Genomic DNA, 17,739 nt, shown 5'->3' with positions numbered 1-17,739 from the left:
TGGTCAGAAGAGGCACACTCGCACGCTTGCGCCGTCACACCAAAGCTCATGAAAGCAACTTTCTGACCAATCACCAGTCACTAGTCACTCCTTTTTCACACACGACAGCAGCGCGCGCCTCCTTCGTAATCTCGGCCAGCTCGCGGGCTTTGTCATAGAAGCGCGGCAGATTTCCATCCACCGACTGCAACACTCGCCGCAGCCCTGGCACGCAGCCGTAGTACGTGGCCGCGGATACCAGGTGCGCATTGTTCAGGGTTCGGCTGAACCAGGCATCGTAGCCGCGATAGCCATTCCATTGCTTCTTCAGCTCCGCGTACTGCAACTTCAGCAAGCCAAACTCATATTGTTTGCGATCGCGCTTCTCTTCTTCGGGCAGGCCGGATTTGTATAGATCGGCCAGGCGCTCGCGCGTTTCCAGCAGCAGCCCGATGAACTGCGCATTGCGCTGACGCTGCTCGTTCCAGGCGTCCAAGTCCTCCAGCCGGCCGCGCGAGGCAAGCCAGCGTTGCAGGCCCGCCTCCTCGACCACCGTCGCGAACGCCTCGTTGAACGCCGAATCGCCAGGCACATACACGACCTGGTGCGCCAGCTCGTGAAACAACGTCGATGCCAGCTGCACGTCGTTCCAGCCGAGCATCGTGTTCAGCACGGGGTCTTTGAAATGCCCGAGCGTCGAATAGGCGGCAACACCCCCGACCGCCGTGTCCATTCCCTTCAGGCGCAAACGGCGGGCATAGGTCTTCGCATTCTGTTCATCGAAGTAGCCGCGATACACCACGCAGCCCGCGATCGGAAAACACCAGCGCCGCGGCTCGACCGAAAACTCCTCGGCCGCGAACACATTCCACACCACATACGGCCGGCCGACATCGGCATAGCTGCGATAGGTCTCGTTGTCCGGCAGGCCCAACTCGCTGGACGCGAAAGCCCGGGCGGCGGACACATATTCGAGCCGATTGCGCAGCGTCTCGGGCGTGCGTTCATCGGACAGCAGCTTGGCGATGGGTTGGCGCTTGGAAGTGAGCTCCCATTGCCCACCGGCTGCCTGTAACAAGTAGCAGCCGCTCAGCGGTAGCGCCAGAACGGCGGTCAGAAGAATTCGCGCGAACCTCATCCCATCAGAGTTCGTCATAAGCGCGGCGGGTGTCAACAGGGCGGCGCGGTCCGCTACACTGACAGCATGAAGATTTATCTGGTCGGCGGCGCGGTACGCGATGAGCTGCTCGGCCTGGACGTGCGCGAGCGCGACTGGGTCGTGGTGGGCGCACGCCCCGAGGAATTGCTACAGCAGGGATTCAAGCCCGTCGGCAAGGATTTCCCCGTGTTCCTGCATCCAAAGACCGGCGAGGAGTACGCGCTCGCGCGCACCGAACGCAAGACGGGCCCGGGCTACCGCGGCTTCGACACCATGTTCTCGCCCGACGTGACGCTGGAGCAGGACCTCGAGCGTCGCGACTTGACGATCAATGCCATCGCGCGCGACGAAGAAACGGGCGAGCTGGTCGATCCCTTCCATGGGCAACGCGATCTGCAGGATCGTTGGCTGCGACATGTGTCGCCTGCGTTTGTAGAGGACCCGGTCCGCGTGTTGCGTGTGGCACGGTTTGCTGCCCGATTTGCGCCGCTCGGCTTTCGGGTCGCGCCCGAGACCATGGAGCTGATTCGAGAAATCGCCGCGCGCGGCGAGCTCGATGCGCTGGTGCCTGAACGTGTGTGGCAGGAGACTCAGCGCGCGCTTGAAATGCCTGCTCCGCGGCAATTCTTCGAAGTGCTGCGCGAGGGTGACGCCTTGCCGGTCATCTTCCCGGAAGTGCACGCGTTGTTCGGAGTGCCGCAGCCGGAGCAATGGCATCCGGAGATCGACACGGGCCTGCACACCATGATGGTGCTGGATCAGGCGAGCAGGTTGAGCAGCGACCCCGTCGTTCGCTTCGCCGCCCTCGTTCACGATCTCGGCAAGGCGACGACGCCGACACACGAGTTGCCTCGACACACCGCGCACGAAGAGCGCGGCGTGGCCATCGTGGAGTCAATGTGCGATCGGCTACGAATACCCAACGCCTATCGCGAGATCGGCATTCTGGCCTCTCGATATCACTTGCACATGCACAAGGTGACGGAGCTGCGACCGCGCACGGTGCTCGATCTGCTGGAGAGCCTGGATGCGTTCCGCCGGCCGGGGCGCTTTGAACAGTTCCTGCTCGCATGCGAGGCGGATGCTCGCGGCCGCAAAGGACTGGAGCAATGTCATTATCCGCAGCCGGAATATCTACGGCGTGCGCGAGAGGTCGCCGTGGGAACCACTTTGAGCGAGGAAGATCGCGCCGGTCTGCAAGGCTTTGAAATTGCCAAGCGATTGCACGACAAGCGCGTGCGCGCGCTGAAGCATTTCAAGAAACAGTACCTCGCAGAGCGCGCGGCGAACGATCCGGGGCATCCTGCGAGCTAAAGCGTAGCCGCGAGGTCGCGAACGCTGAAGCCTCGCAGCGGCAACTCCACGCCCTTGGCAAGTCCGATGACCTTGAAGCGCTCGCCCATCTCTCCAGGCAGCGTCAGCAACATTGCTTGTCGTGCCATCTGCAACCGCGACGCCAGTTCCTCGTCGTCCTTGGGCGCGAGAAACTGTTCGATGCCATTGCCGATGAGAAAATGCGCCTGCGTGGTGTAGCCGGCCACATGCATGCCCGCCGCGGTGGCTGCTTCGGCAACCGCGGTGAAATCCACCCATGCACCGATGTCCTGCACGCCCACATTGATCAGCGGGTCGTCATGGAACCGGTGACGGAAGTGACAAAGCATCGTGCCTTCACGGCGACTCGCTGCGTAGTACTGACGACGCGGCAATCCATAATCGATGAATAACGCCACACCTTGCTGCATCGACGCCGCGATGCCGGCGATCCAGGGCTGGAGCCGCTGATTGATCTCCGACGTGTAGCCATCGGCGAACGACTCGCCCAGATTGGACTCGATCTCGCGCACCGCGGCTTCCAGAGCGCTGTCTGCGTGCACCTCGGACCAATCGAGGCGCCCCAGCTCCCAGGTCACTCCCAGCTGATTGACCTTCATTCCGCGAATGCGAAATCGCTGAATGGGCAGCGCATCGAGCACTTCGTTTGCGATCAGCACGCCGCGAAATTCTTCCGGCAGGCGATCCAGCCATTCGATGCGATCCATCAGGTGCGGGAAGCGCTGCTGCAACAAGGCACGCTGCCGTTCGCGCAGGTCGGCACTGACTTCCAGAATGAAATAGCGTTCCGGCAGTTTCTGCTGACGGTCGAGCTCGCCCAACACGTCGGCGGCCATGACCCCGGAGCCCGCGCCCAGCTCGAGAATGTGTCCGCCGGTCACGTCCAGCACCTGGCTGCATTGATTGGCCAGGCAGCGGCTGAACAAGGGAGAGATTTCCGGCGCGGTGACGAAGTCCCCGGCCTCGCCCAGCTTGGTGGCGCCCGCGCTGTAATAGCCGAGCCCGGGCTCGTACAGCGCCATTTCCATGAAGCGCTCGAAACTGATCCAGCCACCGGAGGATTCGATGACATCGCGAATGCGCTGGACCAGCCGCTCGCTATGGGCCGCTTCCTCCGGCGAAAGCGCCGGCAGTGGCAATGGGACGCTCACGCGAAACACCTCGACCGGGCGAGCGCGCCGTGCAATCGATACTCCACCGGACTTGCAGCCATCATCCGTTCGTTCACCATACCTGCATGGACACTAGCAACACACTGGCAGGACGTTCGGTGCTGATCACTGGGGCGGCGCGCCGCATCGGCGCGGCGCTGGCCCGGGGCTTTCATGCGGAAGGCGCCAACGTCTGCATCCATTTTCACCGTTCGGCGAGCCAAGCGGAACAACTGCGCGACGAGCTCAATGCCGCCCGCCCCGGCTCCGCCATTACCGTCGGAGCGGACCTGCTCGATCTCGATACCCTGCCTCGCCTGGTGGATCATTCGGTGCGCTCGTTCGGCCGGCTCGATGTACTGATCAACAACGCCTCGACCTTTTATCCCACTCCGCTCGGCACTGTCACCGCCCGCCAATGGGATGATCTGATCGGCACGAACCTGCGCGCGCCGCTGTTCCTCTCGCAGGCGGCCGCGCCGGCGCTGGCCGACAACAATGGGCTGATCCTGAACATGATCGACATCCACGCACAGCGCCCGTTACCGCAGCATCCCGTTTATTCCAGCGCCAAGGCCGGGCTGGTGATGTTGACTCGCTCGCTGGCGCGCGAGCTCGGGCCGGCTGTGCGCGTCAACGGCATCGCTCCGGGCCCGATCCTGTGGCCGGACGGAGGCATCGACGAAACCGTCAAACAGGAAATCATCGACAAGACTCTGCTCAAGCGCAGCGGCTCGCCTCCGGACATCGTGCGCACCGCGCTGTTCTTCGCCAAGGACGCGCCGTTCGTCACTGGCCAGATTCTGGCGGTCGATGGGGGCCGGAGCGTGGGCTGGTAGGCTCGGCGCCAAGTGACACCTCGACCATCGGGTGCTCGCCGCCGCTGAAGGCTTCCCATAACTCACGCATGGTCTTGCCCAGCGTCGGATGTCGCACGTCGGGCGCGATGTCCACCATTGGCTTGAGCATATAGGGCCGCTTCACCAGGTCGGGACGCGGAATCACGAGCCCGGGTTCGTTGCTCACCAGCTCGCCGAACAGCAGGATGTCCAGATCCATGGTTCTTGGCGCCCACTTGGCGGCGTCCTTGGGGCGGTCGCAGGCGGCTTCGATCTCTTGTAATTGCCGGCGAACTTCGGCGGGAGCGTCGTCGGTGTGAAAGCCGACGACCAGATTGATGAAGTCGTCGCCAGTGAAGCCGACCGCTTGATTGTGATACGCCGGCGACAGTGTGAGCGGGCTGTACGCCTTCGCCAATAGTTCTAACGCGCGCGATAGGTAGCGCTCAGGATCGACGTTGCTGCCAGCCGCGACGTAGACGGCGGTCATGGCTGATGTTGCATCGGCAATGGCGTCACGCCGGCGTAATCTTCTGCGCAGCGCTCGATCTCGATACCCACGTCTTTCGCGCCCCGAATCGCGCCACGTTTATTCAGCCGCACCTTCACCCACGACACCCCAAACTCCGTCACGATCAGTCGTGCGATCGCCTCGGTCAGTGTCTCGACCAGCTGATACTGCGACTCGCCCACGAACGCCAGCAGCCGCTTCGCCACACGTTTGTAGTCGATGGTGTCATCGATGTGGTCGGTCATGGCGGCCCGGCGAATGTCGGCAGCCATCTCGACATCGATGATCACGGTCTGCTTGACGCGCCGTTCCCAGTCCCAGATGCCGACGATGCATTCGACGCTGAGCTCGGAAAGAAAAATCTTATCCATGTACAGGAGGGAGTAATTAATGACTGACGGGTGACTGACAGGACGGGGACTGCAGCGTATCGAGCGGCCAACGCGCGGTGGCCCGGATCTTCAGATCGTCGTGCTCCCCCGCCGCGAGCCGTCGATAGCCAGCGTACGCGATCATCGCAGCGTTGTCGGTGCAAAACTCCGGTCGCGGATACAGCACTTTCAGCCCACGGCGTTCACCGAGCGCCTGCAACTCGGCGCGCAAGCGGCGATTGGCGCCGACGCCGCCGGCAACCACCAATGTCTTCAGCCCAGTCTGCTTGGCCGCGCGTGCGCATTTGGCAACCAGCGTCTCGACCACGGCCTGCTGAAATTCATACGCAACGTCGGCCCGCGTCTGTTCATCGAGCTTGCGATCGCGAATCGCGACCACGACCGCGGTCTTCAACCCGCTGAAGCTGAAGTCCAATCCCGGCCGGTCGAGCATGGGCCGAGGGAAATCGAAACCGCTCGGCTTGCCGGCCTCCGCCAGCTTGGCCAGCGCCGGACCGCCGGGGTATGGCAGACCAAGCATTTTCGCGGTCTTGTCGAAAGCCTCGCCAGCGGCGTCATCCAGGGAGGAGCCGATGATCCGGTAATCCCCCAGGCCGCGCACTTCGGCCAGCAAGGTATGGCCGCCGGACACCAACAGCGCCAGGAAAGGAAACTCCGGCGGGGTGCTCTCCAGCATCGGCGCAAGCAGATGCCCTTCCAGGTGATGCACGCCAACCGCGGGTTTCCCCCAGGAAAACGCCAGGCTGCGCGCCACCGAAGCGCCGACCAGCAGTGCTCCGACCAGGCCGGGGCCGGCCGTATAGGCCACGCCATCCAATTGGGCCGGCTCGATTTTCGCCTCCAGCAGCGCCTGCTGAACCAGCGGCAGCAGCTTCTTTACATGGTCGCGCGAGGCCAGCTCCGGCACCACGCCGCCATAGACGGCGTGCAGCTTGACCTGGCTGTACAGGCAATGGGACAGCAGCCCGCGCTCGCCGTCGTAGACGGCGGCGGCAGTCTCGTCGCAGGAGGTTTCGATACCCAGTACTTTCAAGGCGGGGACTTTCAAAATGACGCGGCAACCTTATAAATCGGGAGCTTGAGGCAGGGCATGCCGGTCCCGACCTGCGCTTTTGGGAGGCGAAGCTTAAACGCCAACGGCCCCGGGCGGGCCGATTTTCACGGGAATTTTGCTTTTCCCGGTGCGGGCGATTAGACTGCCGCGCTCTCAACCGTCCCCGTGCCGTTCGCTTGCGACCCCGACGCCCGTTTTCGGCGCTGTCGTCGGCTCGAATATCGACCAGGGCGACCAGGGGTGAGCCAGGCAGGAGGCCCGAATGCCGAGTGTGCAGGGGTGCACGGGTTCGGCCGTTTCAACATTCAGAGGTAGTATGCCGAGCGTTCGCGTCCGAGAAAACGAGTACTTCGATGCCGCCTTGCGGCGCTTCAAGCGCGCCTGCGAAAAGGCCGGGGTCCTGACGGAGCTGCGCCGCCGGGAGTTCTACGAGAAGCCCACTCAGGAACGTAAACGCAAGAAGGCCGCCGCCGTGAAGCGCCACATGAAGCGCGTCAGCCGCGACGGCAGCAGCCGCGGCGGCGCCCGCGCCCGCGCCTACTGATCGACCCGATCAGACCGTTTGCCGGGGACGGCGCGGAGCCTTCCGCTCCGTCCCCTTCGATGACGTTCCGACCCTTTCGAGCTCCAGCCCATGTCGTCTCCCTCTCTCAAGGACCGCGTCACCGAAGACATGAAGGCCGCGATGCGCGCCAAGGACAGCGAGCGCCTCGGCACCATCCGCATGATCACTTCCGCCATCAAGCAGCGTGAAGTGGACGAGCGCATCCAGCTCGACGACAGCCAGGTGCTGGCGGTCATCGAAAAGATGATCAAGACCCGCAAGGAATCCATCGCCCAGTTCCAGAGCGCCGGGCGCGACGACCTGGTCGCCAAGGAACAGAAGGAAGTCGACCTGCTGCAAGGCTACCTGCCTCAGCAGCTCAGCGAGGCCGAGGTAGACGCACTGATCGCCGAGGCGATCGCCGAGTCCGGCGCCACTTCGATCAAGGATATGGGCAAGGCCATGGCGCTGCTCAAACAGAAAGCGCAGGGCCGAACCGACATGGCCAGCGCCAGCGCGCGCCTGAAAGCCCGACTCGGCGGATAGAGCCTGGCGGCTGATTCCCTTTCGGCCGCCTGCGGCACGAGGTTCAACGGCCACCACCCAGGCACGCGAGCCCACTCTGACCATTCATTAGTCACTAGTCACTAGTCACTTCTGTCTAGGGTGTATTCTTCTCCCCGGGAGCTTGGGCGACATCCGCAGCCGTGTCTGGTCTCATCCCCAAACATTTCATCGAAGAGCTGATCGCGCGGGTCGACCTGGTCGAGCTGATCGGCAGCCGCGTGCCGCTGAAAAAGCACGGCCGGGAATACAAGGCCTGTTGTCCCTTCCACGGCGAGAAGACGCCGTCGTTCACCGTGGTTCCGGAAAAGAATTTCTATCACTGCTTCGGCTGCGGCGAGCACGGCAACGCGCTCGGCTTTTTGATGAAGCACGACAATCTCGGCTTCATCGAGGCGATCGAGGAGCTGGCCGATCGAGTCGGCGTCGAGGTGCCGCGCGAGCAAACTCCGGGCCAACGGCCACCGCCGTCGGATGCGTTGTTTGCGACTTTGGAAAAAGCCGCCGGCTTCTACCGCAACGAGTTGATGAACACCTCACGCGGTAAGGACTACTTCAAATCGCGCGGCATCAGCGGCGAGACCGCCATCAAGTTCGGCCTCGGCTATGCGCCGGACGCCTGGGATTCCCTGCTGAAATTGCTGGGCGGCAACGATGCCGACCGCGCACGATTGTTGCAGGTGGGATTGATCATTGAGCGCGACAACCGCTCCGGTCATTACGACCGTTTTCGTGATCGCGTCATGTTCCCGATTCGGGATGCCCGCGGCCGCACCCTCGGTTTCGGCGGGCGGGTGCTCGATAAAGGCGAGCCCAAGTACATGAACTCGCCAGAAACAGAACTGTTTCACAAAGGCCGCGAGCTTTATGGCTTATATGAGGCTCGTCAGGCGACACGAACCCTGGCGCGGCTGTTGATCGTTGAAGGTTACATGGACGTGGTGCGGCTGCATCAAGCGGGCATCACGTATGCGGTGGCCACTCTGGGTACGGCCACGACACCGGAGCATCTGGCACGCGTGTTTCGCATCTGTAACGAAGTCACGTTCTGTTTCGACGGCGACCGCGCCGGCCGTGCCGCTGCCTGGAAAGCCCTGGAGAACTCGCTTAGCCAGGTGCGCGAAGGCCGGCAGATCCGCTTCCTGTTTCTGCCCGAAGGGCATGACCCGGACTCGCTGGTCGGCGAAGAAGGCCGCGAGGCGTTCGAGGCTCGGATCAAACAGGCCATGCCGTTGTCTGAATATTTCATTCAGCACCTGAGCTCGCAGGTGGATACCAGGAGCATCGACGGGCGCGCCAGTCTGGGCGAGATGGCACGGCCATTGCTGGAGCGCATCCCCGCCGGAATATTCCGGGAATTGCTGGTCGACGAAGTCGCCAAGGTGGTGGGACTGTCGCGCGACCGAGTGTCGTTGGTACGCGGGGCAACGCCCGCCGAGCCCAGCCAGGCTGCGCAGACTGAACGCCCGCGCTGGAGCGGAACACCCACCCACCGAGCTTCGGCGGGCCGGCGAAATCTGGTGCGTCAGGCGATTCACCTGTTGGTTCACTATCCGGAAATTGCCGACAAGGTGGTCCTGAACCCGGCGCTGGTGACGCTCGAGCGTCCCGGCGTGCCGCTGCTGATCGAATTGATCGAGGAACTCGGTCGGCGTCCATGCGCTAACACTGGTGCACTGCTTGAACGCTGGCGGGACCGCCCCGATGTTGAGCACCTGGCGAAATTGGCTGCGCAGGAATGCCTGGTCGATGCCGCCGGTGCCGCCAAGGATCTGGCGGGTGCGGTTCAGCACCTCGGCGAGGAAGCCGCCCGGCTCCGGACCGATCTTTTGTCAAAAAAGAGCGGCTTGAGCGAGGCCGAAAAGGCTGAATTGCAGGGGCTATTGGCCCGCAAACTTCCGGTCGGTCATGGTGCGTGAACACGAACCTAGCGCCCGGAAAACGATCAAAGTACACTGCGCGGTCTTTTTTAGCCCGCCCACCCCGAACCCGACGTGAGGGCCTGACACTTGAGTAAAACATTGGCAGCAAAGAAGGAACCGGCGCAGATCGCCGATGAGCGTCAATCGCAATTGAAGCTGCTGATTGCCCGGGGCAAGGAGCAGGGCTACCTGACGTACGTCGAGGTCAATGACCATCTGCCCAGCGAAATCGTCGATCCCGAGCAGATCGAAGATATCGTCAACATGATCAATGACATGGGCATTCCGGTGTACGAGAAGGCGCCGGAATCCGAAGCCCTGTTGTTGACCGAGCCCGTGGTTGCCGACGAGGAGGCTGCCGAAGAGGCCGCCGCCGCGCTCGCCACCGTGGACGCCGAATTCGGCCGGACCACCGATCCGGTCCGCATGTACATGCGCGAGATGGGCACGGTCGAGCTGTTGACCCGCGAAGGCGAAATTCGCATCGCCAAGCGCATCGAAGAAGGCCTGGACGCGGTTCGTACCGCGCTCTCCAGCTATCCCCTGACCTATACCTTCATGCTCAATCAGTACGAGCAGGTGAAGGCTGGCCAGGGCCGCCTGGTCGACATCATCACCGGCTTCATCGATCCGAACGCGCCCGACGAGATCGCCGCTCCGGTCAATCCGAAGCTGGCCGCGGCTGCCGCGCCTGCCGAAGAGGAGAGCGAGGACGAGGAAGCCGATGGTGGCGGCGAGGACGAGGAGACGCTCGAGACCGGCCCGGATCCGGAAGAGGCCGCGCGCCGCTTCGCGTCCATTGCCAAGCTGCACCAGCAGGTCGTCAAGGCCATGGCCGAGGACAAGACCGGCAAGGACCCGAAGTCGGTCAAGCTGCGCAAGAAGCTGGCCTCCGAGTTCATGGAGCTGAAGCTCGCGCCGAAGATGTTCGACGCGTTGATCGTGCAACTGCGCGACAACGTCGCCGAGATCCGCAACCTCGAGAAGCAGATCATGATCCTGTGCGTGCGCGACGCCGGCATGCCGCGCAAGGACTTCATCTCGACCTTCCCGAAGAACGAGACCAACACCAAGTGGCTCGACAAGCACATCCGTGCCAAGCGCAAGCATTCGGCCGCGCTGGCGCGCCTGCGTGAAGAGATCGAGAAGCAGCAGAAGAAGCTGATGTCGCTCGAGGAACGCGTGCACCTGATGATCGCGGAGATCAAGGAGATCAACCGCGAAGTGGCCGTGGGCGAAGCCAAGGCCCGCCGCGCCAAGAAGGAGATGGTGGAAGCCAACCTCCGTCTGGTGATCTCGATCGCCAAGAAGTACACCAACCGTGGCCTGCAGTTCCTGGACCTGATCCAGGAGGGCAACATCGGCTTGATGAAGGCGGTGGACAAGTTCGAATACCGCCGCGGCTACAAGTTCTCGACCTATGCGACGTGGTGGATTCGCCAGGCGATCACCCGTTCGATCGCCGACCAGGCGCGCACCATCCGTATCCCGGTGCACATGATCGAGACCATCAACAAGCTGAACCGCATCTCGCGGCAGATGCTGCAGGAGATGGGCCGCGAGCCGACGCCGGAAGAGCTGGCGGTGCGCATGGAGATGCCGGAGGACAAGGTCCGCCGCGTGCTCAAGATTGCCAAGGAGCCGATCTCCATGGAAACGCCGATCGGCGACGACGAGGATTCGCATCTTGGCGATTTCATCGAGGACACCTCGGTGGATTCTCCGATCGACTCGGCGACCATGGAGTCGCTGCGCGAGACCACGCACTCGGTGCTCGCCGGTTTGACGCCGCGGGAGGCCAAGGTGCTTCGCATGCGTTTCGGTATCGACATGAATACCGATCACACGCTGGAAGAGGTGGGCAAGCAGTTCGATGTGACGCGTGAGCGTATTCGTCAGATCGAAGCGAAGGCGTTGCGGAAGCTGCGGCATCCGAGCCGGAGCGAGCAGCTGCGTAGCTTCTTGATGGATGACTGATTGAAGACCCTCCCCCTGGCCCCCTCCCGCGAACGGGAGGGGGAACAGAATTTTCTATTTCGGGCCCCTGACGGGGCCCGAATTTTTTCCGCACTCCAGCCTTTGTTCCGGGCGAGAACTCCTGGTTAAGGTTCCTGGCCGATGGCCGATGTTCCCGGCTGGCGATCCTGGCGGACGTTCCTGGGTAGCGCTCTCGGCTAACGACATTGGCATCGACATCTTCAACAACGGGAACCGAGCATCGCGTCCTGGCGTCTAATCTACAGAGGGAAATGTTCGGAGGCTGCTGAATGAGCCTGTTGTTCTACCTGATGCTGTTCGTCGTGATGTGCGTGTTCGGCTGGTCCGTCAAGGGCGCGGGCTGAACGTTGATCACATCCGCTCACCGCGAAGTCTTTCGCAGCTCGCGCATGAGCTCGCCACGACGACTCGTCACCACATAACGTTCCAAACCCAACCAGAGTGCAAGATCCGTGAGCCGTTGCATCAGCGGCTCCAGCACCGACGTCACGGATACGCCCGGCTCGACGCTGCCGCCTTTCACCTGCAGTACCCCGCTGCTGCGTTCCGATTTCAGGTCGACGCGCCCGACCACGCGCTCGCCCACCAGCAACGGCAGCACGTAGTAACCGTGCTTGCGCTTGTGGACCGGCGTGTAGATCTCGAGCCGGAAGTGAAAGTCGAACAGTCGCTCGGTGCGCTGCCGCTCCCAGATCAGTGAATCGAACGGCGACAACAGTGCTGCCAATCCGGCCACCTTGCCGGCTGCTGGAATCTTGGCTTCACGATGCAGATAAGCCTTCTGCTTCCAGCCTTCCACCGTGACCGGCAGCAACTCACCGGCTTCCACCAACTCCGCCAGGCGTGCAGCCGCATCCTTCGCAGGTAGGCGAAAGTAATCGCGCAGGTCGCGAGCAGTCGACACTCCCATGGCTCGGGCCCCGATCGACATCAGCTCACGCTGTGCCTGCTCTCTTGACGGCACGGAAGCTGTACGCACGGCTTCCGGCAACACACGTTCGGTCAGGTCATATAGCCGCTCGAAGTTGCGCCGGCGCGCCGTGGTCACGATGCCGCTCCAGAACAGCCACTCCAGGATTTGCTTGCCCTGGCTCCACCCCCACCACGCTCCCCGGGACTTGCCCGCATCGATCAGCTCGCTTGCTCCCAAAGGTCCCCGCTCGCGCAGTTGGTCGAGAACGTTCTTCACCAGGTCCTGGTGTGCGGTGGCGTACCGTTTCAATCCTCCCCAGATACCGATGCCGCTGCGTGCATCGTCCATGCGCCAGCGGAACAGCGGGTGGGCTTCGATGGGCAGGAACGACGCCTCGTGGCCCCAATACTCGAACAGCAAACGATCGTCATAGGCGGCGCGTTCGAGCAGCGCGTTCGGGTAAGCGCCGCGCCGGGAAAAGATGGGAAGGTAGTGCGAACGCACCAGCACGTTCACCGAATCGATCTGCACCACGCCGAGCCGCCGCACGATCTCCGTCAGCGCCTTGGCGCTGCGAGGCGGCCCGCCGTTCGCTACGAACTGTTGTGCCGCCAACGCCGCGCGTCGCGCCTCGCCGATGGCAAGTGAATCCTTCGCTCTGCCCATGAAAGACCAGCATCCCGACAGTCAGGAAAGCTGGCAGTGTAGCCGCAAATCCTGACCAGGCCCGCCACGTTTGGGCATGTGATCGGTGGGCGGAAGCTCAGGTTTCAAGTGGCATGTGAGTCGCGGTCGCGCCGACGTTGGCCGGTCGAGCGTGCTTGCAACGCCACCACGGCTGAGCGGCGTGGCAATCGCCCAAGCGCACTGCCTCACCGATGCGCGGCATCGTCAAACGAATACCCTGTTGCGCCGACAGCGAGAGCATTTTCTCCATGGGCTCGTCCCAAGCATGGAAAGCCAGATCGAACGTGGCGTTGTGAATCGGCAGCAGCCAGTCGCCGCGCAAATCCCGATGGGCCTGCATGACCTGCTCGGGAAGCATGTGCACCCCTTCCCATCGCTTGTCATACGCGCCCGCTTCCAACAAGGTGAGATCGAAAGGACCATGCCGTTGGCCGATCTCCGCGAAACCGTCGAAGTAGCCGCTGTCGCCGCTGAAGAAGATGCGATGATTGCCGGTGTAGATCGACCACGACGCCCACAAGGTCGGATTGTCTGCAAACATGCTGCGCCCGGAAAAGTGCTGCGCGGGCGTGGCGGTGAATTGAATGCCTTCCACTTCGACCGTCTGCCACCAGTCGAGCTGACGCGTCTTCTCGGCGGGAATGCCCCAGCGAACGAGCTGATCGCCTACGCCGAGGGGCGCAAGAAACATGCTGGTCCTGGCGGCCAGCGCAATCACGGTATCGCGATCGAGATGGTCGAAGTGATCATGCGACAGCACGACCGCGGCCAGCGGCGGCAAGTCCGCCAGCGAGATCGGCGTCGGCATGAAACGTTTCGGTCCGAACCATTGCACCGGCGAAGCGCGCTCGGAAAATACCGGATCGGTCATCCAGAAGTTGCCGTTCAGCTTCATCAGCACGGTCGAATGACCGAGCCGATAGATCGAACCCTCCGGCGCTTGCCGCAACTGCTCGGGCGTGAGCGGCGAGACGGACAATTGCCGGGGCGGCACGGTGCGGCTCTGGTCTTTGAAAAGGAACTGCCACCACAGTTTCGCCAGCTGCCAACCGCCGGGCTTCTTCGGTGGCGAGGCATTGCGGAATTTACCGTCACGAAACTGAGGCGATTCATGGGCCGGCCGTTGGCCCTCATTCACATTCATAGCCGCATTCATAGCCACGCTCATAGCCACAACTCCTAGCAGCAACACCCGCCAACCTGGCGCATGGGTGTCATCTTGCCCGGGAAGACTTAGCGTGAAGTTGGGCGAAGCTGGCAAATCCTTGCCCGATCCTGCAGATAGAGCGGCCGCCTGCACATCAGCCCGATGACATCAGTGGATAAAATTGTGGCACGGCCCAGATCAGCGCCAGCCACATGATGATCGTCAGCGGCACGCCGACGCGAACGAAGTCGCCGAAGCTGTAACCGCCGGCGCTATAGACGAGCAAGTTGCAATTGTCCGCCATGGGCGTGGCGTAGCCCATGTTCACTCCGAACATGACCGCCAATACAAACGGTTCCGGCGGCAGCCCCAGTTGCCTGGCCAGCTCGATCGCAATCGGCGTGCCGATGACCGCGGCGGCACTGTTGGAGATCACACTGCTCATGGCCGCCATGAACAGCATGGTCGCGCTGAACACAGCCAACGGCGGAAATGACTTCGCGACCGCGGCGCCGAGTTGCGCAACGTATGCAGCGCCGCCGGTTGTCACCAATGCAAGGCTCAACGCCAGACTGGCCACGGTCAGCAGGATCATCGATGAATCCAAGGCTCGCGTCGCCTGGCGCCACTTCAAACATCCAGTCGCGACCATGACCAGCACACCGCAAATTGCAGCGATAGCAACTGGCGCGATTCGCAGCGAGGCGATGGCGACGATGCCGGCCATGATGCCCAACGCCAGCGGAGCTTTCGCCGTCAGCGGCACATTGCTGGTGGCATCGAGCACGAGCAACTCGCTGCGCCGCTTCAGTGCTTCGATCTGCTCCTCCGGCCCCTGCACGAGCAATACGTCACCGACGCCGAGCCGCACGTCGCGCAAAGGCGTGTCATGGCTCAGCGCCTCGGCCTTGCCCGGTCGATGCACGGCCAACGGAATCAGCTGGTAGTGCCAGTCGAAGTTGGCCTGCGCCAAGGTTCGATCGAGCAGCGGCGAGGCCGGCGTGAGCACCAGCTCGGCGGTCTGCTGATCCGGCGCCGTCAATGGATGCTCCGCATCGACGCGAACATCGCCGGAGAAAAGCGTCGCACCGAGCACGCGCGAATATTCCATCAACCGTTCGGATGTATCGCGCACCACGAGTTGATCCCCGATGCGCAACACCATGTCCGGCAGCGGCGTCATCACCAGTTCCGGCGAGCGGCGTACCGATAGCACGTTCATCTCGCCTTGCGTGAGCTTCTTTGCGTCCGCCAGCGTCTTACCGACCACCGAGCTGTCTTCGGTCAGATGCAACTGGGCGTCGAAGATGCGTGGCGAAGAATTGACGAATGAGGGCGGCTTGTCCGGCAGCAGCCGCGGCGCCACCAGCCACAGGAACAACAGCCCGGGAATCGCCGCCAGCGCCGCCGGCGCAATGAAGTCGAACATATGAAAGCGCTCGATGCCGAGACTCGCCGCGCTGCCAATGACCAGCAGGTTCAGCGACGTGCCGATCGGCGTGCCCATGCCGCCGATCTGCGACGCAAAGGTCATGGGCATCAGGAGCTTCGACGGCGACATGTTCGAGCGCATGGCTACAGCCGTCAGGATGGGAATCATCAACACGACCTGCGGCGTGTTGTTCATGAACGCGCTGACCACCGCGGTGACGACCAGGACCACGCCCATCGCGAGCAGTGGACTGAGCTGCCAGACGCGATGGACTACGCGCCCGATCGGCGCCAGCGCCCCGGTGGCCACCAGCCCCTGGCTGGCCATCATCAACGCGCAAATCGCAATCAACGCCTCGTTGCCGAATCCCGCAAAGAACCGCGTGGGATCGAGCGCCTCGCCCTCCGCGCCCGGATACGGAAACACGCTGAAGCCGATGGCGAGTATCGCCACCACCAGCAGGCTGGAAGTCTGGATGGGAATGGAGTCGCGCGAGAACAAGTAGAGCGCGACCAGCGTGAGCAGCATGACAGCGATCGCATGCGGGTCGGGCGGCGGGATCGACGTCATCGCGCTCCAAATGAGTGACGCTACGACATGGTTCCAGGACGGTCAACCTCCGGTCGAGGAGCAGTCGACAGTCATGCTGCGCTACAATGTCGTGCCAGACATAAGCCGGCAGTGCATTACGGTTAAGTTGGTGGGATTTTGTAATCCTCGCAACGCGCCGGTGTGAACTGCGTTGCAGGCTGCGGCGCCACCGCTCTGGCAGCATCCATGGGTCGAAGTCGAACGAGGGCCGAGCATCATGAATTCGAGTATCGAGATCTCCATCGATCTCACGGCCCAGGAACTGACCGACCCTTCCATCGTCGCCCCCATCGAAGTGGACGACATCTGCGAATTCGACCCCCTGCTCAAGCCTCAGCCGGCAGCCAACAATGACGGCGCGGCCCTCTCGCCCGCGGACCCGATGCCGGACCCGGCGCTCGATGCCGACACCATCGAGGTGGAGATCGAGCTGAACATGGAGCAGATGGACGCGATGTTGAGTGGGTTGCTTCGCTGAATGGATTTGGCGCGGATGAGTTCCGCGTTGTCTCGGTAGGCTGAAGAGCTCGGAAGACCCTCCCCCTGCCCCCTCCCGTGAACGGGAGGGGGAATCAAGTTTTTATTTTTTTTCTTTTCCGGAAGAAGAGCTAAAGAACTTTCGCAGTGCTGTTCCAGGCACGGGGCGTTTTATCGGTAACTGAAGAGCCGGAAGACCCTACCCCTGCCCCCTCCCGTGAACGGGAGGGGGAGTCAAGTTTTTATTTTTTTCTTTCCGGAAGAAGAGTTAAAGAACCTTCGCAGTGCTGTTCCAGGCACGGGGCGTTTTATCGGTAGCTGAAGAGCTCGGAAGACCCTCCCCCTGCCCCCTCCCGTGAACGGGAGGGGGAATCAAGTTTTTATTTTTTTCTTTTCCGGAAGAAGAGCTAAAGAACTTTCGCAGTGCTGTTCCAGGCACGGGGCGTTTTATCGGTAGCTGAAGAGCTCGGAAGACCCGCCCCCTGCCCCCTCCCGTGAACGGGAGGGGGAATCAACCTTTTATTTATTTTTTTCTTTCCCGGAAGAAGAACTAAAGAGGATTGCGGCGGTGTTCCGGGAATATCAGTTCCCTCCGGGCACGGGCCCGGTTACATGCTCGGCTCACGGTCGTTCTAGGCGCGGGTGCGTTACATGTTTGGCCGGCCGGGGTAGTGGCGCATCAGCTCGGTCACGACCGCATTGATGGCGACCTTCGGGTTCTGCAGTTCCTCTTCAGTCACGCGGCCCTCGGCTACGCCTTCCCACACCAGCTGTTTCTTCTCCGCGTCGACGATGTCGATGTTCAGCGTGCCGACCTTGTACGTGACCGTTCGATCTTCGTCATACAGCGGCCATGCGCTGTACAGCCCGTAGCGATAGCCGTAGTAGCCATAGCCCAGCGAGGCGCTGGGGCCCGGGCGCAGCTCGGTGCGCTCGCGCGTGTTCATGAAGAAATTCACCAGCAGGTCCGGATGATCCTCGCTGTACTTGTAACCGCGAGCTTCCATCTGCGCGGACATGGCGCTCTTCAGGTAGCTGGTGACC

Annotated in this window: 16 protein-coding genes; 7 read left to right on the top strand and 9 right to left on the bottom strand. The window is 62.4% G+C overall.

Translation table 11 applies throughout. The features are described from left to right. Positions 1 to 70: 70 nt before the first annotated feature. Positions 71 to 1,117 carry an aminopeptidase gene (locus VGE08_RS20600; RefSeq protein WP_331069803.1) on the bottom strand — a complete coding sequence of 349 codons (1,047 nt, stop codon included), beginning with the start codon at positions 1,115 to 1,117 and terminating at the stop codon, positions 71 to 73. Positions 1,118 to 1,183: 66 nt separating this feature from the next. Here VGE08_RS20600 and VGE08_RS20595 point away from each other — a divergent pair, with 66 nt between their 5' ends. After that, on the top strand, positions 1,184 to 2,452 hold the full coding sequence (locus tag VGE08_RS20595) for a multifunctional CCA addition/repair protein (protein ID WP_331069802.1): 1,269 nt from the start codon (positions 1,184 to 1,186) through the stop codon (positions 2,450 to 2,452). Here VGE08_RS20595 and VGE08_RS20590 read toward each other — a convergent pair. Then, on the bottom strand, positions 2,449 to 3,624 hold the full coding sequence (locus VGE08_RS20590) for a class I SAM-dependent methyltransferase (protein WP_331069801.1): 1,176 nt from the start codon (positions 3,622 to 3,624) through the stop codon (positions 2,449 to 2,451). The two genes, VGE08_RS20595 and VGE08_RS20590, sit on opposite strands and share 4 nt — an antisense overlap. Before the next feature lie 86 nt (positions 3,625 to 3,710). On the opposite strand from VGE08_RS20590, the gene VGE08_RS20585 reads away from it, so the two are divergent. Then, a complete protein-coding gene (locus VGE08_RS20585) occupies positions 3,711 to 4,463 on the top strand; it encodes a pteridine reductase (RefSeq protein ID WP_331069800.1) in 753 nt (250 codons plus the stop codon). On the opposite strand, the gene folK is transcribed toward VGE08_RS20585, so the two are convergent. The 3 genes from folK to tsaD are packed head-to-tail and all read right to left on the bottom strand — an operon-like array spanning position 4,414 to position 6,399. Continuing rightward, positions 4,414 to 4,953: a 2-amino-4-hydroxy-6-hydroxymethyldihydropteridine diphosphokinase gene (gene folK, locus VGE08_RS20580; protein WP_331069799.1), complete on the bottom strand. Its 540-nt coding sequence runs from the start codon at positions 4,951 to 4,953 to the stop codon at positions 4,414 to 4,416. The genes VGE08_RS20585 and folK overlap by 50 nt on opposite strands. Next, complete coding sequence (gene folB, locus VGE08_RS20575) at positions 4,950 to 5,345, bottom strand: dihydroneopterin aldolase (protein WP_331069798.1); 396 nt, start codon at positions 5,343 to 5,345, stop codon at positions 4,950 to 4,952. Before folB ends, folK begins: the two co-directional genes overlap by 4 nt. 16 nt (positions 5,346 to 5,361) lie before the next feature. After that, positions 5,362 to 6,399: a tRNA (adenosine(37)-N6)-threonylcarbamoyltransferase complex transferase subunit TsaD gene (tsaD, locus tag VGE08_RS20570; protein WP_331069797.1), complete on the bottom strand. Its 1,038-nt coding sequence runs from the start codon at positions 6,397 to 6,399 to the stop codon at positions 5,362 to 5,364. Between the two features lie 337 nt (positions 6,400 to 6,736). On the opposite strand from tsaD, the gene rpsU reads away from it, so the two are divergent. From rpsU to rpoD, 4 genes are all read left to right on the top strand, one after another. After that, complete coding sequence (gene rpsU, locus VGE08_RS20565) at positions 6,737 to 6,964, top strand: 30S ribosomal protein S21 (RefSeq protein ID WP_331069796.1); 228 nt, start codon at positions 6,737 to 6,739, stop codon at positions 6,962 to 6,964. A gap of 90 nt (positions 6,965 to 7,054) precedes the next feature. Beyond that, positions 7,055 to 7,510 carry a GatB/YqeY domain-containing protein gene (locus VGE08_RS20560; protein ID WP_331069795.1) on the top strand — a complete coding sequence of 152 codons (456 nt, stop codon included), beginning with the start codon at positions 7,055 to 7,057 and terminating at the stop codon, positions 7,508 to 7,510. A gap of 161 nt (positions 7,511 to 7,671) precedes the next feature. Continuing rightward, positions 7,672 to 9,447: a DNA primase gene (gene dnaG / locus VGE08_RS20555; protein ID WP_331069794.1), complete on the top strand. Its 1,776-nt coding sequence runs from the start codon at positions 7,672 to 7,674 to the stop codon at positions 9,445 to 9,447. A 102-nt stretch (positions 9,448 to 9,549) separates the two neighbouring features. Next, positions 9,550 to 11,427 carry an RNA polymerase sigma factor RpoD gene (rpoD, locus tag VGE08_RS20550; RefSeq protein ID WP_331069793.1) on the top strand — a complete coding sequence of 626 codons (1,878 nt, stop codon included), beginning with the start codon at positions 9,550 to 9,552 and terminating at the stop codon, positions 11,425 to 11,427. A gap of 382 nt (positions 11,428 to 11,809) precedes the next feature. Here the strand turns inward: rpoD and VGE08_RS20545 are convergent, their stop codons facing one another. From VGE08_RS20545 to VGE08_RS20535, 3 genes are all read right to left on the bottom strand, one after another. Continuing rightward, a complete protein-coding gene (locus VGE08_RS20545; RefSeq protein ID WP_331069792.1) occupies positions 11,810 to 13,027 on the bottom strand; it encodes a winged helix-turn-helix domain-containing protein in 1,218 nt (405 codons plus the stop codon). A gap of 97 nt (positions 13,028 to 13,124) precedes the next feature. Then, positions 13,125 to 14,216 (bottom strand): MBL fold metallo-hydrolase, encoded by a 1,092-nt coding sequence (locus tag VGE08_RS20540; protein WP_331069791.1) that lies wholly within the window; start codon positions 14,214 to 14,216, stop codon positions 13,125 to 13,127. Positions 14,217 to 14,349: 133 nt separating this feature from the next. After that, positions 14,350 to 16,197: an SLC13 family permease gene (locus tag VGE08_RS20535; RefSeq protein ID WP_331069790.1), complete on the bottom strand. Its 1,848-nt coding sequence runs from the start codon at positions 16,195 to 16,197 to the stop codon at positions 14,350 to 14,352. A 238-nt stretch (positions 16,198 to 16,435) separates the two neighbouring features. On the opposite strand from VGE08_RS20535, the gene VGE08_RS20530 reads away from it, so the two are divergent. Beyond that, a complete protein-coding gene (locus VGE08_RS20530; protein ID WP_331069789.1) occupies positions 16,436 to 16,696 on the top strand; it encodes a hypothetical protein in 261 nt (86 codons plus the stop codon). Positions 16,697 to 17,342: 646 nt separating this feature from the next. Here the strand turns inward: VGE08_RS20530 and VGE08_RS20525 are convergent. Beyond that, the coding region (locus VGE08_RS20525) for a DUF4136 domain-containing protein (RefSeq protein WP_331069788.1) at positions 17,343 to 17,739 on the bottom strand (397 nt) is incomplete at its 5' end.

Source organism: Steroidobacter sp. (assembly GCF_036406195.1).
GTDB lineage: Bacteria > Pseudomonadota > Gammaproteobacteria > Steroidobacterales > Steroidobacteraceae > Steroidobacter.
The sequence above is the reverse complement of the archived record's forward strand: the minus strand, read 5'-3'. Positions and strand labels throughout refer to the sequence as shown.